Genomic DNA, 18,052 nt, shown 5'->3' on the forward strand with positions numbered 1-18,052 from the left:
AACCGGCCTCAGTGAGGCCGGTTTTTTATTGCCGGACGCCTGGCTTACAGCGCAGCAGCGTGCTCGGTCAGGTAAGCCGCAACGCCTTCTGGCGAAGCGTTCATGCCTTTGTCGCCTTTTTTCCAGTTGGCAGGGCAAACTTCGCCGTGCTCTTCGTGGAATTGCAGAGCATCAACCAGACGGATCAGCTCTTCCATGTTACGGCCCAGCGGCAGGTCGTTGACGATCTGCGAGCGGACAACGCCTTTGTCGTCGATCAGGAACGCACCACGGAAAGCCACGCCGTCAGCGGACTGAACGTCGTAAGCCTTCATGATTTCCTGCTTGATGTCAGCAGCCATGGTGTAACGAACCTGGCCGATACCGCCATTGTTCACCGGGGTGTTGCGCCACGCGTTGTGGGTGAAGTGCGAGTCGATCGAAACGGCGACCACTTCAACGTTGCGTGCCTTGAAGTCAGCCATGCGGTTGTCCAGAGCGATCAGCTCGGACGGGCAAACGAAGGTGAAGTCCAGTGGGTAGAAGAACACCAGGCCGTATTTGCCTTTGATGGCCGAGGACAGGGTGAAGCTGTCGACGATTTCGCCATTGCCGAGTACGGCCGGTACGGTGAAGTCAGGGGCTTGTTTGCCTACGAGTACGCTCATTGGATATCTCCTGGTGTAATAACGTTGAAGAACAGGGCTCATGCCAGCCTGTCACCCTCAGGCGACAGCCCTGTGACACGAACCTCCTTCGCAAAAGGCCGACCATCATACACCGCGTTTTTCGCCTGTCCTTAGCGGTTTTTTTCTGGCGGGCAAAATGGCCGCTGCTATTTTTTTTCGCAAGGCGCGAGAGGAAACCGTTCGTCAGTCAAAGGCCCTTATGACGAAAAGCCTTCAGAAACCACTTTGACAATCATTCTCGTTAACATTAAGATCCATCGCAATTGAGTCACAACCAGCGACGGTTCTCACTTATGTATGTCTGCCTCTGCACCGGCGTCACCGACGGTCAAATCCGCGATGCAATCTATGAAGGTTGCTGCAGCTACAAGGAAGTCCGTCTGGCTACCGGCGTAGCCGGCCAATGTGGCAAATGCGCTTGCCTGGCCAAGGAAGTGGTGCGTGAAACACTGGGCAAACTGCAAACGGCCCAGGCGGCGATCCCCTACCCCGTAGAATTTACAGCCGCATAACTACCGTATTTCGAAGAACCGGACTTGATGTCCGGTTTTTTTATGTCTGAAAATCAATCGCTTAGGCCTTAGACGCGGAACACAAACATTCTTATTCCGATTAATTTTCATTTAAGTTTCAATAACTTAGGTTTGACACTATTAATTACGCGGCTCAAACTCCGCCTTATATACAGCTAATACAGGGCAGGACTCCCACCATGAAAGGCGACGTTACAGTCATCCAGCATCTCAACAAAATCCTTGCCAATGAACTGGTCGCGATCAATCAGTACTTCCTGCACGCGCGCATGTATGAAGATTGGGGCCTGAACAAGCTCGGCAAGCACGAGTACCACGAATCCATCGACGAGATGAAGCATGCTGACAAGCTGATCAAGCGCATCCTGTTCCTTGAAGGCCTGCCGAACGTCCAGGACCTGGGCAAGCTGCACATCGGCGAACACACCAAGGAAATGCTTGAGTGTGACTTGAAGATCGAGCGCGACGGTCATGCCGACCTGAAAGTCGCTATCGCCCATTGCGAAACCGTTGGCGACTTCGGTAGCCGTGAACTGCTCGAAGACATTCTTGAGTCCGAAGAAGAACATATCGACTGGCTGGAAACCCAGCTGGGCCTGATCGATAAAGTCGGCCTTGAGAACTATCTGCAATCGCAGATGGGCGAAGAGTAAGTTCTACGCCGCTAACCCCGACGCAATAAAAAGCCCCGCTCTCTTTACAGAGGCGGGGCTTTTTACGTGCTGAAGATCAAAAGATCGCAGCCTGCGGGAACCGAATCAGGCTTCGGTCTTGGCAGCGGCGGCTTTGGCGGCGGCGTCTTTGATCAGTGCCTGCAACGAACCGTCGGCAGACATTTCAGTCATGATGTCGCTACCACCAACCAGCTCACCGGCAACCCACAGTTGTGGGAAGGTTGGCCAGTTGGCGTACTTTGGCAGGTTGGCGCGGATTTCCGGGTTCTGCAGGATATCCACATAGGCAAACTTTTCACCACAGGCCATCACAGCCTGGGCGGCTTTCGCGGAGAACCCACACTGCGGGGCATTCGGCGAGCCTTTCATGTAAAGCAGAATGGTGTTGTTGGCAATCTGCTCTTTAATCGTTTCGATGATATCCATGGAGCACCTCGGCTGAACTTTCCGACTCAGTGGTCGGCACGGTGGCGCATTGTAACGGAAACCCGAGCGCCATGCTCGGCCTCCCCGACAGACATGTTCACGCCGCCGCCACGGTCACCGGCACGCCGTTCAATGCCGCATTGCCCGACAACTCATCGAGCTGACATTCGTCAGTCAGGTCATTGGCGCTGGAACCTGGCTGGCCACTGGCAATCGTCATCTGCACGCCCGGTCGCGCATGACCCCAACCGTGGGGCAGGCTGACCACTCCTTTCATCATATCGAGGCTGGCGACCACTTCAACCTCGATCACGCCGACCCGTGAACTGACGCGCACCCGCTGCCCATCGCTGAGCCCGCGGCTGGCCAGGTCGTCCGGGTGCATCAGCAGTTGATGGCGCGGCTTGCCCTTCACCAGGCGGTGATAGTTGTGCATCCATGAGTTGTTGCTGCGCACATGGCGGCGACCGATCATCAGTAACTCATCGGCGGCTGGTGCTTGCAACGCCGCAAAGCGCGCCAGATCGGCGAGGATCTCCACAGGCGCCGCCTGGACGCGCTGATTGGCCGTCTTCAGACGAGGCGTCAAATTGGGCTTGAGCGCGCCGAGATCGATACCGTGAGGGTGATCGAACAAGGTCGCCAGCGACAGTTTGTGCCCTGAAGCATCGCCATACAGGCCCATCCGCAGCCCCCGGTCAATCATCTGCGCCGGCGCAATGGTCGGTTTCAGCGCCTTGCCGGTCTTCGCCGCAAAGGCCTTGGCCAGCCCCACGAAGATCTCCCAATCATGCAGCGCGCCTTGCGGCTTGGCGAGAATCGCCCGGTTGAAACGGGTGACGTTGCGCACCGCGAACATATTGAAGGTGGTGTCGTAATGATCGTTTTCCAGCGCCGAAGTCGACGGCAGGATCAGGTCGGCATAACGCGTGGTTTCATTGATGTACAGGTCGACGCTGACCATGAACTCCAGTCCGTCCAGCGCCTGCTCCAGCTGTCGGCCATTGGGCGTGGACAACACCGGATTACCCGCCACGGTGATCAGCGCACGGACCTGCCCTTCCCCTTCGGTGAGCATCTCTTCGGCCAGCGCCGACACCGGCAACTCGCCACCGTATTCAGGACGCCCGGACACGCGGCTTTGCCACAGGTTGAAATGGCCGCCCGACGTGGACGCCACCAGGTCCACCGCCGGCTCGGTGCACAACGCACCGCCGACACGATCAAGGTTGCCGGTCACCAGATTGATCAATTGCACCAGCCAATGGCACAAGGTGCCGAAGGCCTGGGTCGAGACGCCCATGCGGCCATAGCAGACCGCCGTCGGGGCTGCCGCGAAGTCCCGCGCCAGTTGACGGATCTGTTCGGCGGGGACTGCGCACAGCGGGCTCATGGCCTCGGCAGTGAAACCTGCGATCGCCTTACGCACTTCATCCAGCCCATCGACCGGCAAATGACTGTCGCGGGTCAGGCCTTCAGCGAATAACGTATTGAGCAACCCGAACAACAGCGCCGCATCGCCGCCGGGGCGCACGAACAGATGCTGGTCGGCAATCGCCGCCGTTTCGCTGCGACGCGGATCGACCACCACCACTTTGCCACCCCGGGCCTGAATCGCCTTGAGGCGCTTCTCCACATCCGGCACGGTCATGATGCTGCCGTTGGAGGCCAGCGGATTACCGCCCAGGATCAACATGAAATCAGTGTGATCGATGTCCGGGATCGGCAACAGCAAGCCGTGGCCATACATCAAATGACTGGTCAGGTGATGGGGCAACTGATCGACCGACGTCGCGGAAAACCGGTTACGGGTTTTCAACAGGCCGAGGAAGTAATTGCTGTGGGTCATCAACCCGTAGTTGTGCACGCTGGGGTTGCCCTGATAGACCGCCACCGCGTTCTGCCCGTGACGCTCCTGAATCGCCGCCAGGCGTTCGGCTACAAGGCTGAACGCATCTTCCCACTCGATAGGCTGCAACTCGCTACCCACTCGCTGCATCGGCTGACGCAGGCGATCCGGGTCGTTCTGAATGTCTTGCAGGGCCACCGCCTTGGGGCAGATATGCCCACGGCTGAAGCTGTCCTGAGGGTCGCCCTTGATCGAGGTGATCTGCACGCCGCTGCCTTCGACCTCGGTGGTTTCGATGGTCAGGCCGCAGATGGCTTCACACAGGTGGCACGCACGGTGATGGAGAGTCTTGGTCATGGCCAGTCTCTGTTTTGTTCTGGGCGGGCAATGTCAGCCGCGGGAACAAAACTATGGCGCGTGACTTGCCACCGCGCCAGCGACGTTCGTCTTGTGAATCGACGACCATCAGGCCGGCCGATGGCAGCAAGGATCAGTTCGGCGGCAGACTCGGCGGCGCCTGCAGCTGGATTTCCTCGATGGTTTCGATCTGCTCGTGGGCGACGTGCACGCCGGTGAGCTCGCCGATCAGCCGCCAATGCTCGTCGAGCCCGGCACTGATGGTGGCCATGCGGTCGATCATGCGCCGGCCAGCCGCCTTGGTGACTTCATCTTCACTGCGTAACAACTCGAAAGACATCGAGGTCATGGAAGCAGTGAGGTGGGTCAGAGAGCGAGCCGTAAGGCCGAGTAGCTCCATCAATAACTGTTCTTTCGATTCCATTCCTGAGGCTTCCTGCGTCGCTCGTGCTTTAGTTATAACCCAGCACTTTGCATTAGCAAATGTTTCAGACTAGACACATTGCCCGCCAAAGGCTCGAATGACAGATCAAAAACCGACTGCCAATCTGTCGCCCGCGCCCTGCCTGATTGCCAAGCCCGGCGAGCCCAGTGTACAAATGCTCAGCTGCTGTCAGGAAACAGGCTTCAAAAGCGCTACTGCGGTCACCCCGTAGCCTCTCTGAAATCCTCTAAACACCGTAGCCTATTGGAAAAACGCGACATTTAATGTCAATATCGCGCCTCCCCCTATTTCGTCGCCCCGTGCGGCTTACGCCGCAGGTCTCGCCCGTTTTTCAGTTAAACAAGGCTTTGAGTATCTGCGGTCTGTTGCAAAAAGGTAGTCAATGATGAGCGCAAGGCACTTTCTCTCCCTGATGGATTGCACGCCCGAAGAGCTGGTCAGCGTGATCCGTCGAGGCGTTGAGCTCAAGGACCTGCGTAACCGCGGCGTACTGTTCGAGCCTTTGAAAAACCGCGTCCTGGGGATGATTTTCGAGAAGTCCTCGACCCGTACCCGTATTTCGTTCGAAGCCGGCATGATCCAGCTCGGTGGCCAGGCGATCTTCCTGTCGCCGCGCGACACTCAGCTGGGCCGTGGCGAACCGATCGGCGACGCCGCCATTGTCATGTCGAGCATGCTCGATGCAGTGATGATCCGTACGTTTTCGCACAGCACCCTGACCGAATTCGCCGCCAATTCGCGAGTCCCGCTGATCAACGGCCTGTCCGATGACCTGCACCCGTGCCAGTTGCTGGCTGACATGCAAACCTTCCTCGAACATCGCGGTTCGATCCAAGGCAAGACCGTGGCCTGGATCGGCGACGGCAACAACATGTGCAACAGCTATATAGAAGCGGCGATCCAGTTCGACTTCCAGTTGCGCATCGCCTGCCCGGAAGGTTACGAACCCAACCCTGAGTTCGTGGCCAAGGCCGGCGATCGGGTAAGCATCGTCCGCGATCCTCGGGAAGCCGTACGCGGCGCGCATCTGGTGAGCACCGACGTCTGGACCTCCATGGGCCAGGAAGAGGAAACCGCCAAGCGCCTGAAGCTGTTCGCACCGTTCCAGGTCAACCGGGCGCTGCTCGACCTGGCCGCACCGGACGTGCTGTTCATGCATTGCCTGCCGGCCCACCGTGGCGAGGAAATCAGCCTCGACCTGCTCGACGACCCGCGTTCGGTGGCCTGGGATCAAGCCGAAAACCGTCTGCATGCACAAAAGGCCCTGCTCGAGTTTCTCGTCCCACCTTCGTACCATCACGCATGAGCCAGCCATTACTGCTGAACCTGCGCAATCTGGCCTGTGGTTATCAAAACCAGCGGGTTGTGCAGAACCTCAACCTGCATTTGAATGCCGGCGATATCGGTTGCCTGCTGGGCTCTTCGGGCTGCGGCAAAACCACCACCCTGCGGGCCATTGCCGGTTTCGAACCGGTGCACGAGGGTGAGATCCAGTTGGCGGGCGAGACCATCTCCAGCGCCGGCTTCACCCTCGCCCCGGAGAAACGCCGGATCGGCATGGTGTTCCAGGATTACGCGCTGTTTCCGCATTTGAGCGTGGCCGAGAACATCGCCTTCGGGATCCGCAAGCACCCGCAAAAGGATCGTGTCACCGAAGAACTGCTCGAACTGGTCAACCTGAAAAACCTCGGCAAGCGCTTTCCCCATGAGCTGTCCGGTGGCCAGCAGCAGCGAGTTGCACTGGCCCGCGCCCTGGCACCGGAACCGCAACTGTTGTTGCTCGACGAACCGTTCTCCAACCTCGACGGTGAGCTGCGACGCAAGCTCAGCCATGAAGTACGCGACATCCTCAAGGCTCGCGGCACCAGTGCGATTCTGGTGACCCACGATCAGGAAGAAGCTTTCGCGGTCAGCGACCATGTCGGCGTTTTCAAGGAAGGTCGCCTGGAACAATGGGATACCCCCTACAACCTCTATCACGAACCGCTGACACCGTATGTGGCCAGCTTCATTGGCCAGGGTTACTTCATTCGCGGTCAGTTGAGCAGCCCGGAGTCGGTGCAGACCGAATTGGGTGAATTGCGCGGCAACCGTGCCTACACCTGGCCGATCGGTGGCGCCGTGGACGTATTGCTGCGTCCGGACGACATCGTCTATGCACCGTCCAGCCCACTGAGGGCGCAGATTGTCGGCAAGAGCTTCCAGGGGGCCTCAACGCTGTACCGCTTGCAGTTGCCTACGGGCGCACAGCTGGAGTCGATTTTCCCAAGTCATGCCGATCATCTGGTCGGTGCTGAAGTCGGCATTCGGGTAGCGGCGGAACACCTGGTACTGTTCCAGGCCTCCGGCAGTACAGCGGCACAGATTCCGACGATCGAGTCCGGGGTTCGGCGCTACGGCGCCGCCAGCTGAACAACGCGGACATAGGTGGGAGCTCGCTCCCATCTATTGGATTTTCGTTTAACCCAGCATTAGCGTTCCGCTCGCGACCAGCGTCGCATTCCCGCCAATACTCACCCGATCCCCTTCCAGCTGACAAAACAACTCCCCACCCCGCGCCGAGCACTGATAAGCCGTCAGACTCGACTTGCTCAAGCGTTTCGACCAGTACGGAATCAGGCTGCAATGGGTTGAACCGGTCACCGGGTCTTCGTTGATGCCGATCGCCGGGGCAAAGTAGCGCGACACAAAGTCATGCTTGCTGCCTTTGGCTGTCACGATGGCGCCCGGCCATGGCAATTTCGCCAGGGCAATCATGTCTGGCTGACAATCGAGCACCGCCTGCTCGGACTCCAGCACCACGAACAATTCGTTCGACCCCAGCACATCGACCGCCTCGACGCCCAAGGCGCGCTCGACATCCAGGGTCACGCCCACTTCCGACGGCACGACTGCCGGGAAATCCAGCCACAAGCGCCCACCCTCTCGGGTGACACTCAATGGGCCGGACTTGCAGATGAAGTCCAGTCGCTCGACCGGTTCTTTATAGAGTTCAAACAGTACGTAGGCACTGGCCAGGGTCGCATGACCGCATAACGGGACTTCGGTGGTCGGAGTAAACCAGCGAATGCGCCAGACAGCACCCTCACGCACCAGGAACGCGGTTTCGGCGAGGTTATGTTCGGCGGCGATTTTTTGCATCAACTCATCGTCAAGCCAGGCATCGAGCCGGTACACCATCGCCGGGTTACCACTGAACGGCCGATCACTGAACGCATCGATCTGATGAAACTCAAGCTGCATGGCACTTCTCCCTTTCTTCAGGTCGCCGAGCATGAAGCCCGGCATAGCCCTTCACCAGTGACAGAACGAACCAATTTCCACCATACAGCGCCGGGTTGTTAGCCCAAGACCTTCTGCTCAGGCTCGACCGATATCGGCGAACTTCGCCTGGGTGTGTTCGGCCAACACGGCAGGCGCCAGTTCGACTTCCAGACCGCGCCGCCCGGCGCTGACGAAGATACTGGAAAACGGCTGGGCCGAATGATCGATAAACGTGCGCAGGCGCTTCTTCTGCCCGAGCGGGCTGATACCGCCCAACAGATACCCCGTCGAACGCTGCGCAGCGGCTGGATCGGCCATTTCGACTTTTTTCACGCCTGCGGCCTGTGCCAGCGCCTTCAAGTCCAGACTTCCGACGACCGGCACCACCGCCACCAATAACTCCCCCTTCTCGCTGGCCGCCAGCAATGTCTTGAACACCTGCGCGGGGTCCAGGCCCAGTTTTTCCGCGGCCTCCAGACCATAGGACGCTGCCTTCGGATCATGTTCGTAACTGTGCACACGATGTTCGGCACGAACTTTTTTCAACAAATCCAATGCGGGGGTCATGACAGCTCCAGACTTGGCGGCAGAAGAAAAATACTGCGCAGGATTCTAGGTCATTGATCGATAAAAGGCTCTATTGCGCTGCTATTTCCAGAGCCTGGCCGGGCTTTCGGTCGTTCGTCCACACGCTTCTCACCGGATGAACGATGCGATCATTCACAGGACTAATAGTTTAAATATGACTAATGGTTCACTTTCGACCTTTGACAGCAGTGCTTCTTGTCTATATTTTTTCGAATGTGAACACAGCACGAACGTCTCACCGCAGCACCCGGCAGTAAGCCGAGCACAGGATGGGGATCCTGCCTCGGTGAAAATCGCGCTTTGACCTCGATGGAAAAGCGCCAGACAACAACAAAAACGAGGTTTTCAATGACAACTGCGTTACAACAACCGTCGCTCTCGAGCCAATGCATGGCCGAGTTTCTGGGTACTGCACTGCTGATCTTTTTCGGTACCGGCTGCGTTGCCGCGCTCAAGGTGGCGGGTGCCAGCTTCGGGTTGTGGGAAATCAGCATCATCTGGGGGGTTGGCGTCAGCATGGCGATCTACCTCACCGCCGGTGTTTCCGGTGCGCACCTCAACCCTGCCGTGAGTATCGCGCTGAGCATTTTCGCTGACTTCGAAAAGCGCAAACTGCCTTTCTATATCTTCTCCCAGGTCGCCGGTGCCTTCTGCGGGGCATTGTTGGTTTACACGCTGTACAGCAACCTGTTCTTCGATTTCGAACAAACTCACCAAATGGTTCGTGGCACCGAAGCCAGCCTTGAATTGGCCTCGGTGTTCTCCACTTTCCCGAACCCTGCCCTGTCCACGGGCCAGGCCTTTCTGGTTGAAGTGATCATCACCGCCATTCTGATGGGCGTGATCATGTCGCTCACCGACGACAACAATGGCCTGCCCAAAGGACCGCTGGCGCCGTTGTTGATCGGCCTGCTGATTGCCGTGATCGGCAGCTCGATGGGGCCGCTGACCGGTTTCGCGATGAACCCGGCCCGCGACTTCGGTCCTAAACTGATGACTTTCTTTGCAGGCTGGGGTGAAATTTCCTTCACTGGCGGACGCGATATCCCGTACTTCCTGATTCCGGTTTTTGCACCGATTGTCGGTGCCTGTCTCGGTGCTGCAGCTTATCGCGGGCTGATTGCCCGTCATCTGCCCAGCGCCATACCTGCTACAAAGGACGCAGCACTGGCCATTGACGGCAAACCAAGAACGTCTTGAAACCGTTGGCGCGTGATCCTGCCCATTTTGATCCCGCGCCTGACTTCACTTCCTTATTTCGTCCAAGGCAATCGACATGACCGACATTCAGAATAAGAACTACATCATTGCCCTCGATCAGGGTACGACCAGCTCCCGCGCGATCATTTTCGATCGCGACGCGAACGTGGTTTGCACCGCCCAGCGTGAATTCGCACAGCATTACCCGCAAGCCGGTTGGGTCGAACACGACCCGATGGAAATCTTCGCCACCCAGAGCGCCGTGATGGTCGAAGCCCTGGCTCAAGCCGGCCTGCATCACGACCAGGTCGCGGCCATCGGCATCACCAACCAGCGCGAAACCACCGTGGTCTGGGACAAGACCACTGGCCGCCCGATCTACAACGCGATCGTCTGGCAGTGCCGCCGCAGCACCGAAATCTGCCAGCAGCTCAAGCGCGACGGCCACGAGCAATACATCAGCGACACCACGGGCCTGGTTACCGACCCGTACTTCTCCGGCACCAAGCTCAAGTGGATCCTCGACAATGTCGAAGGCAGCCGTGAGCGGGCGCGCAAGGGTGAACTGCTGTTCGGCACCGTCGACAGCTGGCTGATCTGGAAATTTACCGGCGGCAAGGTGCACGTCACCGACTACACCAACGCCTCGCGCACCATGCTCTTCAACATCCACACGCTGGAGTGGGACGCGAAGATGCTGGACGTCCTCGACATCCCGCGTGAGATGCTGCCGGAAGTTAAGTCCTCGTCCGAAATCTACGGCCACACCAAAAGCGGCATCGCCATTGGCGGTATCGCCGGCGACCAGCAGGCCGCCCTGTTCGGCCAAATGTGCGTCGAGCCAGGCCAGGCGAAAAACACCTACGGCACCGGCTGCTTCCTGCTGATGAACACCGGCAACAAAGCAGTGAAGTCCAAGCACGGCATGCTGACCACCATCGCTTGCGGCCCGCGTGGCGAAGTGGCCTATGCGCTGGAAGGCGCGGTGTTCAACGGTGGCTCCACCGTGCAGTGGCTGCGAGACGAGTTGAAAATCATCAACGACGCCCACGACACCGAATACTTCGCCAACAAGGTCAAGGACAGCAACGGCGTGTACCTGGTGCCGGCCTTCACCGGTCTGGGCGCTCCGTACTGGGACCCGTATGCCCGTGGTGCGTTGTTCGGCCTGACCCGTGGCGTACGCGTGGATCACATCATTCGTGCCGCGCTTGAGTCGATTGCCTACCAGACCCGCGACGTTCTGGACGCCATGCAGCAGGATTCCGGCGAACGCCTGAAAGCCCTGCGCGTGGACGGCGGTGCAGTGGCGAACAATTTCCTGATGCAATTCCAGGCCGACATCCTCGGCACTCAAGTCGAGCGCCCGAAAATGCGCGAAACCACCGCGTTGGGCGCCGCTTACCTGGCGGGTTTGGCCTGCGGTTTCTGGGGCAGCCTGGACGAGTTGCGCGGCAAGGCGGTGATCGAGCGCGAGTTTGAACCAGCGCTGGACGAAACCGCGAAGGAAAAACTCTACGCTGGCTGGAAAAAAGCCGTCAGCCGCACTCGCGATTGGGAACCGCACGAAGGCGCTGAATAAGCCACGGACCGGACTCGTATCCGGTTGTAACTGGTAGGGAGCGGATTCCTGCGGCATCATGGGCAAATTTTGCACGGCAGCCCAAAGGAAGCCCCATGAATCTGCCTCCCCGTCAGCAGCAAATCCTGGAACTGGTCCGCGAACGCGGCTATGTCAGCATCGAGGAAATGGCCCAGCTGTTCGTCGTTACACCGCAAACCATCCGCCGCGATATCAATCAATTGGCGGAAGTGAATCTGTTGCGTCGCTATCACGGCGGCGCAGCCTACGACTCCAGCGTCGAAAACACCGCCTACGCCATGCGCGCCGATCAGATGCGCGATGAAAAGCAGCGTATCGGCGAAGCCATTGCGGCGCAGATTCCCGATCACGCCTCGCTGTTCATCAATATCGGCACCACCACCGAATCCATTGCTCGGGCGCTGCTCAACCACAGCCACCTGAAGATCATCACCAACAACCTGCATGTGGCCTCGATGCTCAGCGCCAAGGACGACTTCGACGTGCTGCTGACCGGTGGCAACGTGCGGCGTGACGGTGGCGTGGTCGGTCAAGCCAGCGTCGACTTCATTAACCAGTTCAAGGTCGACTTCGCCCTGGTCGGCATCAGTGGTATCGATGAAGACGGCAGCTTGCTGGATTTCGACTATCAGGAAGTGCGGGTATCCCAGGCGATCATCGCCAACGCCCGACAGGTGATTCTCGCGGCGGACTCCAGCAAATTCGGGCGCAACGCCATGATTCGCCTGGGGCCGATCAGCCTGATCGATTGCCTGGTCACCGACCAGCCGCCTTCGCCGGCCCTGGCGCAGTTGTTGAGCCAGCACAAGATTCGGCTGGAGGTCGTGTAAGCACATCCCCCCTGTGGCGAGGGGGCTTGCCCCCCCCCGTTCGGCTGCACAGCAGACGCCAATCAGACAACATGTTCTTCCTGAGATACCGCGGTAGCCGGTTATAGGACCGCTTCGCAGCCCACCGGGAGCAAGCTCCCTCGCCACAAAAGCAGTCCCTACCATCATTCAATGTTCGAAAATTTTCCTTTAACGGCCCTTCGATCAGTATTTTCAATCGAAGCACGCTGGCTGTGGGCGTCTTTATGGGCTAGTATTTTCGCAAATGAACATTAATGTTCGAATTCAAATATAGAAATCAAAAAAGCCCGAGGCCAGCCGATGCCCACTTCTACCTTGCCTACGCCCCCTCTCGCCGAGGTCTACGATATCGCCGTCATTGGTGGTGGGATCAATGGCGTGGGGATCGCAGCGGATGCCGCCGGTCGCGGCCTTTCGGTGTTCCTTTGCGAAAAGGATGATCTGGCCAGCCACACCTCGTCGGCCAGCAGCAAGCTGATCCACGGTGGCCTGCGCTACCTGGAGCATTATGAGTTCCGCCTGGTGCGCGAAGCCCTGGCCGAGCGCGAAGTGCTGCTGGCCAAGGCGCCGCACATCGTCAAACAGATGCGCTTCGTGCTGCCCCACCGCCCGCACCTGCGTCCGGCCTGGATGATCCGCGCCGGTCTGTTCCTTTATGACCACCTCGGCAAACGGGAAAAACTCGAAGGCTCGAAAAGCCTGAAGTTCGGCCCGGACAGCCCGCTGAAAAGCGAAATCACCAAAGGCTTCGAATATTCCGATTGCTGGGTCGATGACGCACGCCTCGTCGTACTGAACGCCATGGCTGCCCGCGAGAAAGGTGCTCACGTTCATACGCAAACCCGCTGCGTCAGTGCCCGTCGCACCAAGGGCCTGTGGCACATGAACCTGGAACGCGCCGATGGCAGCCTGTTTTCGATCCGCGCCAAGGCACTGGTGAACGCCGCCGGCCCATGGGTCGCCCAGTTCATTCGTGACGACCTGAAGATGGAATCGCCATACGGCATCCGTCTGATCCAGGGCAGCCACCTGATCGTGCCAAAACTGTACGAAGGCGAATACGCGCACATTCTGCAAAACGAAGATCAGCGCATCGTCTTCACCATTCCGTACCTGAACCACTTCACCCTGATCGGCACCACCGACCGCGAGTACACCGGCGACCCGGCAAAAGTGGCGATCACTGAAGGCGAAACCGATTACCTGCTGAAAGTGGTCAATGCCCACTTCAAGAAACAACTCAGCCGCGCGGACATCCTGCACAGCTACTCCGGCGTTCGTCCGCTGTGCAACGACGAATCCGACAACCCGTCGGCCGTCACCCGCGACTACACCCTGGCGTTGTCGGGTTCTGGTGAAGAAGCGCCGTTGCTGTCGGTGTTCGGCGGCAAGCTGACGACCTACCGCAAACTGGCCGAGTCGGCGCTGGCGCAACTGGCCCCGTACTTCACGCACATCAAGCCAAGCTGGACCGCCAGCGCGCCCCTGCCCGGTGGCGAAGACATGACGACTCCACAGGCATTGAGTTCGCGAATCCGCGACAAGTTCGACTGGATCCCCACCGAGATCGCCCGTCGCTGGTCCACCACTTATGGCAACCGCACCTGGCGCATGCTCGAAGGCGTGGAAAACCTCGGTGACCTGGGCGAACACATCGGCGGCGGCCTCTACACCCGCGAAGTCGACTACCTGTGCAGCGAAGAATGGGCGACCACCGCCGATGACATCCTGTGGCGCCGCAGCAAGCTTGGGCTGTTCACCACTGCGGCGGAACAGCAGAAGCTCAAGGATTACCTGAACAAGCTCGAACAGAACCGCAGCAAGATCGAAGCGGCCTGATCGGGTATCCGGTTAAACCAAAGCCCCTGAATCTCACGATTCAGGGGCTTTTTCATACCGCGCATTACTGTAGGAGCGAGGCTTGCCCGCGAAGAACGATAAAGCGGTTCAACAGACAGACCGCAGTGCCCCCTTCGCGGGCAAGCCTCGCTCCTACAGTTTTGTGTGAATCAATCCATTCGGTTTTCCGAACGCGACTCCTCGGTCGATTCGGAAAACCGGATCATCCGACAACAAACTCAACGTCACCAACATTAAAATACTCTTAAAAATCAATAATTTGATAGATGATGCATGGTCTGGCACGAGTCATGCTCTACTCTCCCGGACGAATGTTTATTGCGCTACTCCTTCAGGAGCCGCCAGGCATTCGAAGCACCAAAAAAGGCCGATGAACTGGCTCCATAAAAAAAACAATGTCGAGGAAAATTTGATGCGCATCGTTCCCCATCTCCTGGGCGCAGCCATTGCTGCCGCTCTGATTAGCACTCCAGTTTTCGCCGCCGAACTCACCGGCACACTGAAGAAGATCAAAGAGTCCGGCACCATCACCCTCGGGCATCGTGACGCTTCCATTCCGTTTTCCTACATCGCGGACGCTTCCGGCAAACCGGTTGGCTACTCCCACGATATCCAGCTGAAAATCGTCGAAGCCATCAAGAAAGACCTGGACATGCCCAACCTCCAGGTCAAATACAACCTGGTGACCTCGCAAACCCGTATCCCGCTGGTGCAGAACGGCACCGTGGACGTCGAGTGCGGCTCCACCACCAACAACGTCGAGCGTCAGCAACAAGTTGATTTCTCCGCCGGCATCTTCGAAATCGGTACCAAGCTGCTGGCCAAGAAAGACTCGCCCTACAAAGATTTCGCCGACCTCAAAGGCAAGAACGTCGTGACCACCGCCGGCACCACGTCCGAGCGCATCCTCAAGTCGATGAACGCCGACAAGCAGATGGGCATGAACGTGATCTCCGCCAAAGACCATGGCGAATCCTTCCAGATGCTGGAAACCGGCCGTGCCGTGGCCTTCATGATGGACGACGCCTTGCTCGCCGGTGAAATGGCCAAGGCCAAGAAGCCGGATGACTGGGCCGTGACCGGCACACCACAATCGTTCGAAATCTACGGCTGCATGGTTCGCAAGGGCGACGCACCGTTCAAGAAAGCCGTCGACGACGCAATCATCGCGACCTACAAGTCGGGCGAGATCAACAAGATCTACGAAAAATGGTTCATGCAGCCAATCCCGCCAAAAGGCCTGAACCTGAACTTCCCGATGAGCGACGAGCTCAAGACCCTGATCGCCAATCCGACCGACAAAGCGGCTGACGAAAAGAAATCCTGATTTCTGACTAACGTTCCCCCCTGAGAAGGCCTCTGCCCTTTCAGGGGTTGTCACTCCCTGCTGGCATTTCTGGAAACACTCGAACCGGTGGTTGTCGAGCCGTTCGCGTGTGCCTGACCGTCATCGGGCACTTGTACATCGATCGAATCCGAGGGGAGACCCTAATGAATTACAACTGGGACTGGGGCGTGTTCTTCAAGTCCACCGGCGTGGGCAGCGAAATTTATTTCGACTGGTACCTCTCCGGTTTAGGCTGGACCATCGCCATCGCCGTCGCCGCCTGGATCATCGCGCTGCTGCTGGGCTCGATCCTGGGTGTCATGCGCACGGTGCCGAATCGCATCGTATCGGGCATCGCGACCTGCTACGTCGAACTCTTCCGTAACGTGCCACTGCTGGTGCAGCTGTTCATCTGGTACTTCCTGGTGCCCGACCTGCTGCCGCAAAACCTGCAGGACTGGTACAAGCAGGACCTGAACCCGACCACCTCGGCCTTCCTCAGTGTCGTCGTGTGCCTGGGCCTGTTCACCACGGCCCGGGTTTGCGAACAAGTGCGCACCGGTATCCAGGCGCTGCCCCGCGGCCAGGAATCCGCTGCCCGCGCCATGGGTTTCAAGCTGCCGCAGATCTACTGGAACGTGCTGCTGCCCCAGGCTTATCGCATCATCATTCCGCCGCTTACCTCGGAATTCCTGAACGTGTTCAAGAACTCCTCCGTCGCGTCGCTGATCGGCCTGATGGAGCTGCTGGCGCAGACCAAACAGACCGCCGAGTTCTCCGCCAACCTGTTCGAAGCCTTCACCCTGGCAACGCTGATCTACTTCACCCTGAACATGAGCCTGATGCTGCTGATGCGCGCGGTCGAGAAGAAAGTCGCCGTGCCGGGCCTGATTTCCGTAGGGGGTAAATGATGGAATTCGACTTCTCGGGCATCATTCCGTCCCTGCCGGGTATGTGGAACGGCATGGTCATGACCCTCCAGCTGATGGCCCTGGGCGTGAGCGGCGGGATCATCCTCGGCACGGTCCTGGCGTTGATGCGCCTGTCCCACAACAAACTGCTGTCGAACATTGCCGGCGCCTACGTCAACTACTTCCGCTCGATCCCGCTGCTGCTGGTCATCACCTGGTTCTACCTGGCGGTGCCGTTCGTATTGCGCTGGATCACCGGCGAAGACACCCCGATCGGCGCGTTCGCCTCGTGCATCGTGGCGTTCATGATGTTCGAAGCAGCGTACTTCTGCGAAATCGTCCGGGCCGGGGTGCAGTCGATTCCCAAGGGCCAGATGAGCGCCGCCCAGGCCATGGGTATGACGTATGGCCAGATGATGCGGTTGATCATCCTGCCGCAAGCGTTCCGCAAGATGACCCCGCTGCTGTTGCAACAGAGCATCATCCTGTTTCAGGACACCTCGCTGGTCTACGCGGTCGGCCTGGTGGACTTCCTCAATGCCTCGCGTGCCAGTGGCGACATCATCGGCCGCTCCAATGAGTTCCTGATCTTCGCAGGTCTCACGTACTTCATCATCAGCTTTGCCGCCTCGCAGCTGGTCAAGCGTCTGCAAAAAAGGTTCGCCGTATGATCTCTATCAAGAACGTCAACAAGTGGTATGGGGACTTCCAGGTACTGACTGATTGCAGCACCGAGGTCAAAAAAGGCGAGGTGATCGTGGTGTGCGGGCCGTCCGGTTCCGGCAAATCCACCCTGATCAAGTGCGTCAATGCACTGGAACCGTTCCAGAAAGGCGACCTGATCGTCGATGGCACGTCCATCGCCGATCCGAAGACCAACCTGCCGAAACTGCGTTCGCGGGTGGGCATGGTGTTCCAGCATTTCGAACTGTTCCCGCACCTGACCATCACCGAAAACCTGACCATCGCGCAGATCAAGGTGTTGGGTCGCAGCAAGGAAGAAGCCACCAAGAAAGGCCTGCAACTGCTTGAGCGCGTCGGGCTGTCTGCCCATGCGCATAAGCACCCGGGCCAGCTTTCCGGTGGCCAGCAACAGCGTGTGGCGATCGCCCGTGCGCTGGCGATGGACCCGATCGTCATGCTGTTCGACGAACCGACCTCGGCACTGGACCCGGAAATGGTCAACGAAGTGCTGGATGTGATGGTGCAACTGGCCCACGAAGGCATGACCATGATGTGCGTGACCCACGAAATGGGATTCGCCCGCAAGGTCGCGGACCGGGTGATCTTCATGGACGCCGGCAAGATTATCGAAGACTGCAGGAAAGAAGAGTTCTTCGGCGACATCAACGCCCGCTCCGAGCGTGCGCAGCATTTCCTCGAGAAGATTCTGCAGCACTAAGAAGGAAGGCACCGCTCCCCTAATTGTGGGAGCGGGCTTTTGTGGCGAGGGGGCCGCTGTGGCGAGGGGGCTTGCCCCCGTTGGACTGCGTAGC

General features: G+C 58.6%; 18 protein-coding genes. 12 read left to right on the forward strand and 6 right to left on the reverse strand.

The window, feature by feature from the left end:
* Positions 1-44 precede the first annotated feature (44 nt).
* Positions 45-647: a peroxiredoxin gene (locus AC1DQM_RS23035; RefSeq protein ID WP_018926607.1), complete on the reverse strand. Its 603-nt coding sequence runs from the start codon at positions 645-647 to the stop codon at positions 45-47.
* A 314-nt stretch (positions 648-961) separates the two neighbouring features.
* On the opposite strand from AC1DQM_RS23035, the gene AC1DQM_RS23040 reads away from it, so the two are divergent.
* Positions 962-1,180, forward strand: coding sequence for a bacterioferritin-associated ferredoxin (locus AC1DQM_RS23040; protein ID WP_018926608.1), 219 nt, complete (start codon positions 962-964; stop codon positions 1,178-1,180).
* Between the two features lie 200 nt (positions 1,181-1,380).
* Positions 1,381-1,854, forward strand: coding sequence for a bacterioferritin (gene bfr, locus AC1DQM_RS23045; RefSeq protein ID WP_007898512.1), 474 nt, complete (start codon positions 1,381-1,383; stop codon positions 1,852-1,854).
* A 105-nt stretch (positions 1,855-1,959) separates the two neighbouring features.
* Here the strand turns inward: bfr and grxD are convergent, their stop codons facing one another.
* From grxD to AC1DQM_RS23060, 3 genes are all read right to left on the reverse strand, one after another.
* Positions 1,960-2,301, reverse strand: a complete 342-nt coding sequence (grxD, locus tag AC1DQM_RS23050) for a Grx4 family monothiol glutaredoxin (RefSeq protein WP_007938922.1) — start codon at positions 2,299-2,301, stop codon at positions 1,960-1,962.
* Between the two features lie 97 nt (positions 2,302-2,398).
* Positions 2,399-4,507 (reverse strand): molybdopterin oxidoreductase family protein, encoded by a 2,109-nt coding sequence (locus AC1DQM_RS23055; protein ID WP_477746907.1) that lies wholly within the window; start codon positions 4,505-4,507, stop codon positions 2,399-2,401.
* A gap of 133 nt (positions 4,508-4,640) precedes the next feature.
* The gene (locus AC1DQM_RS23060; protein WP_018926610.1) at positions 4,641-4,931 is read right to left on the reverse strand and encodes a hypothetical protein; all 291 of its coding nucleotides are present in this window, start codon (positions 4,929-4,931) and stop codon (positions 4,641-4,643) included.
* Positions 4,932-5,337: 406 nt separating this feature from the next.
* Here AC1DQM_RS23060 and argF point away from each other — a divergent pair, with 406 nt between their 5' ends.
* Together argF and AC1DQM_RS23070 are read left to right on the forward strand one after the other, a co-directional pair.
* The gene (gene argF, locus AC1DQM_RS23065) at positions 5,338-6,258 is read left to right on the forward strand and encodes an ornithine carbamoyltransferase (RefSeq protein ID WP_026286458.1); all 921 of its coding nucleotides are present in this window, start codon (positions 5,338-5,340) and stop codon (positions 6,256-6,258) included.
* On the forward strand, positions 6,255-7,364 hold the full coding sequence (locus AC1DQM_RS23070) for an ABC transporter ATP-binding protein (protein ID WP_019581557.1): 1,110 nt from the start codon (positions 6,255-6,257) through the stop codon (positions 7,362-7,364). Before argF ends, AC1DQM_RS23070 begins: the two co-directional genes overlap by 4 nt.
* A 48-nt stretch (positions 7,365-7,412) precedes the next feature.
* Here AC1DQM_RS23070 and AC1DQM_RS23075 read toward each other — a convergent pair whose 3' ends face one another.
* Positions 7,413-8,195 carry a PhzF family phenazine biosynthesis protein gene (locus tag AC1DQM_RS23075; protein ID WP_026286459.1) on the reverse strand — a complete coding sequence of 261 codons (783 nt, stop codon included), beginning with the start codon at positions 8,193-8,195 and terminating at the stop codon, positions 7,413-7,415.
* A 117-nt stretch (positions 8,196-8,312) separates the two neighbouring features.
* Positions 8,313-8,783 carry a Cys-tRNA(Pro) deacylase gene (gene ybaK, locus AC1DQM_RS23080; protein WP_007938929.1) on the reverse strand — a complete coding sequence of 157 codons (471 nt, stop codon included), beginning with the start codon at positions 8,781-8,783 and terminating at the stop codon, positions 8,313-8,315.
* A 369-nt stretch (positions 8,784-9,152) separates the two neighbouring features.
* Here ybaK and AC1DQM_RS23085 point away from each other — a divergent pair, with 369 nt between their 5' ends.
* From AC1DQM_RS23085 to AC1DQM_RS23120, 8 genes are all read left to right on the forward strand, one after another.
* The gene (locus AC1DQM_RS23085) at positions 9,153-10,004 is read left to right on the forward strand and encodes an MIP/aquaporin family protein (RefSeq protein WP_019581559.1); all 852 of its coding nucleotides are present in this window, start codon (positions 9,153-9,155) and stop codon (positions 10,002-10,004) included.
* 76 nt (positions 10,005-10,080) lie between these two features.
* Positions 10,081-11,586: a glycerol kinase GlpK gene (gene glpK, locus AC1DQM_RS23090; protein WP_138866890.1), complete on the forward strand. Its 1,506-nt coding sequence runs from the start codon at positions 10,081-10,083 to the stop codon at positions 11,584-11,586.
* Between the two features lie 95 nt (positions 11,587-11,681).
* A complete protein-coding gene (locus AC1DQM_RS23095) occupies positions 11,682-12,437 on the forward strand; it encodes a DeoR/GlpR family transcriptional regulator (RefSeq protein ID WP_007938932.1) in 756 nt (251 codons plus the stop codon).
* Positions 12,438-12,758: 321 nt separating this feature from the next.
* On the forward strand, positions 12,759-14,297 hold the full coding sequence (gene glpD / locus AC1DQM_RS23100; RefSeq protein WP_018926617.1) for a glycerol-3-phosphate dehydrogenase: 1,539 nt from the start codon (positions 12,759-12,761) through the stop codon (positions 14,295-14,297).
* 433 nt (positions 14,298-14,730) lie between these two features.
* Complete coding sequence (locus tag AC1DQM_RS23105) at positions 14,731-15,645, forward strand: glutamate/aspartate ABC transporter substrate-binding protein (protein WP_026286460.1); 915 nt, start codon at positions 14,731-14,733, stop codon at positions 15,643-15,645.
* Between the two features lie 164 nt (positions 15,646-15,809).
* On the forward strand, positions 15,810-16,556 hold the full coding sequence (locus tag AC1DQM_RS23110; protein WP_018926619.1) for an amino acid ABC transporter permease: 747 nt from the start codon (positions 15,810-15,812) through the stop codon (positions 16,554-16,556).
* Positions 16,556-17,227: an amino acid ABC transporter permease gene (locus AC1DQM_RS23115; protein ID WP_018926620.1), complete on the forward strand. Its 672-nt coding sequence runs from the start codon at positions 16,556-16,558 to the stop codon at positions 17,225-17,227. Before AC1DQM_RS23110 ends, AC1DQM_RS23115 begins: the two co-directional genes overlap by 1 nt.
* The gene (locus tag AC1DQM_RS23120; RefSeq protein WP_018926621.1) at positions 17,224-17,958 is read left to right on the forward strand and encodes an amino acid ABC transporter ATP-binding protein; all 735 of its coding nucleotides are present in this window, start codon (positions 17,224-17,226) and stop codon (positions 17,956-17,958) included. The genes AC1DQM_RS23115 and AC1DQM_RS23120 overlap by 4 nt, the downstream gene beginning before the upstream one ends.
* Positions 17,959-18,052: the final 94 nt, after the last annotated feature.

It is taken from the genome of Pseudomonas sp. 01L34 (genome assembly GCF_056400265.1).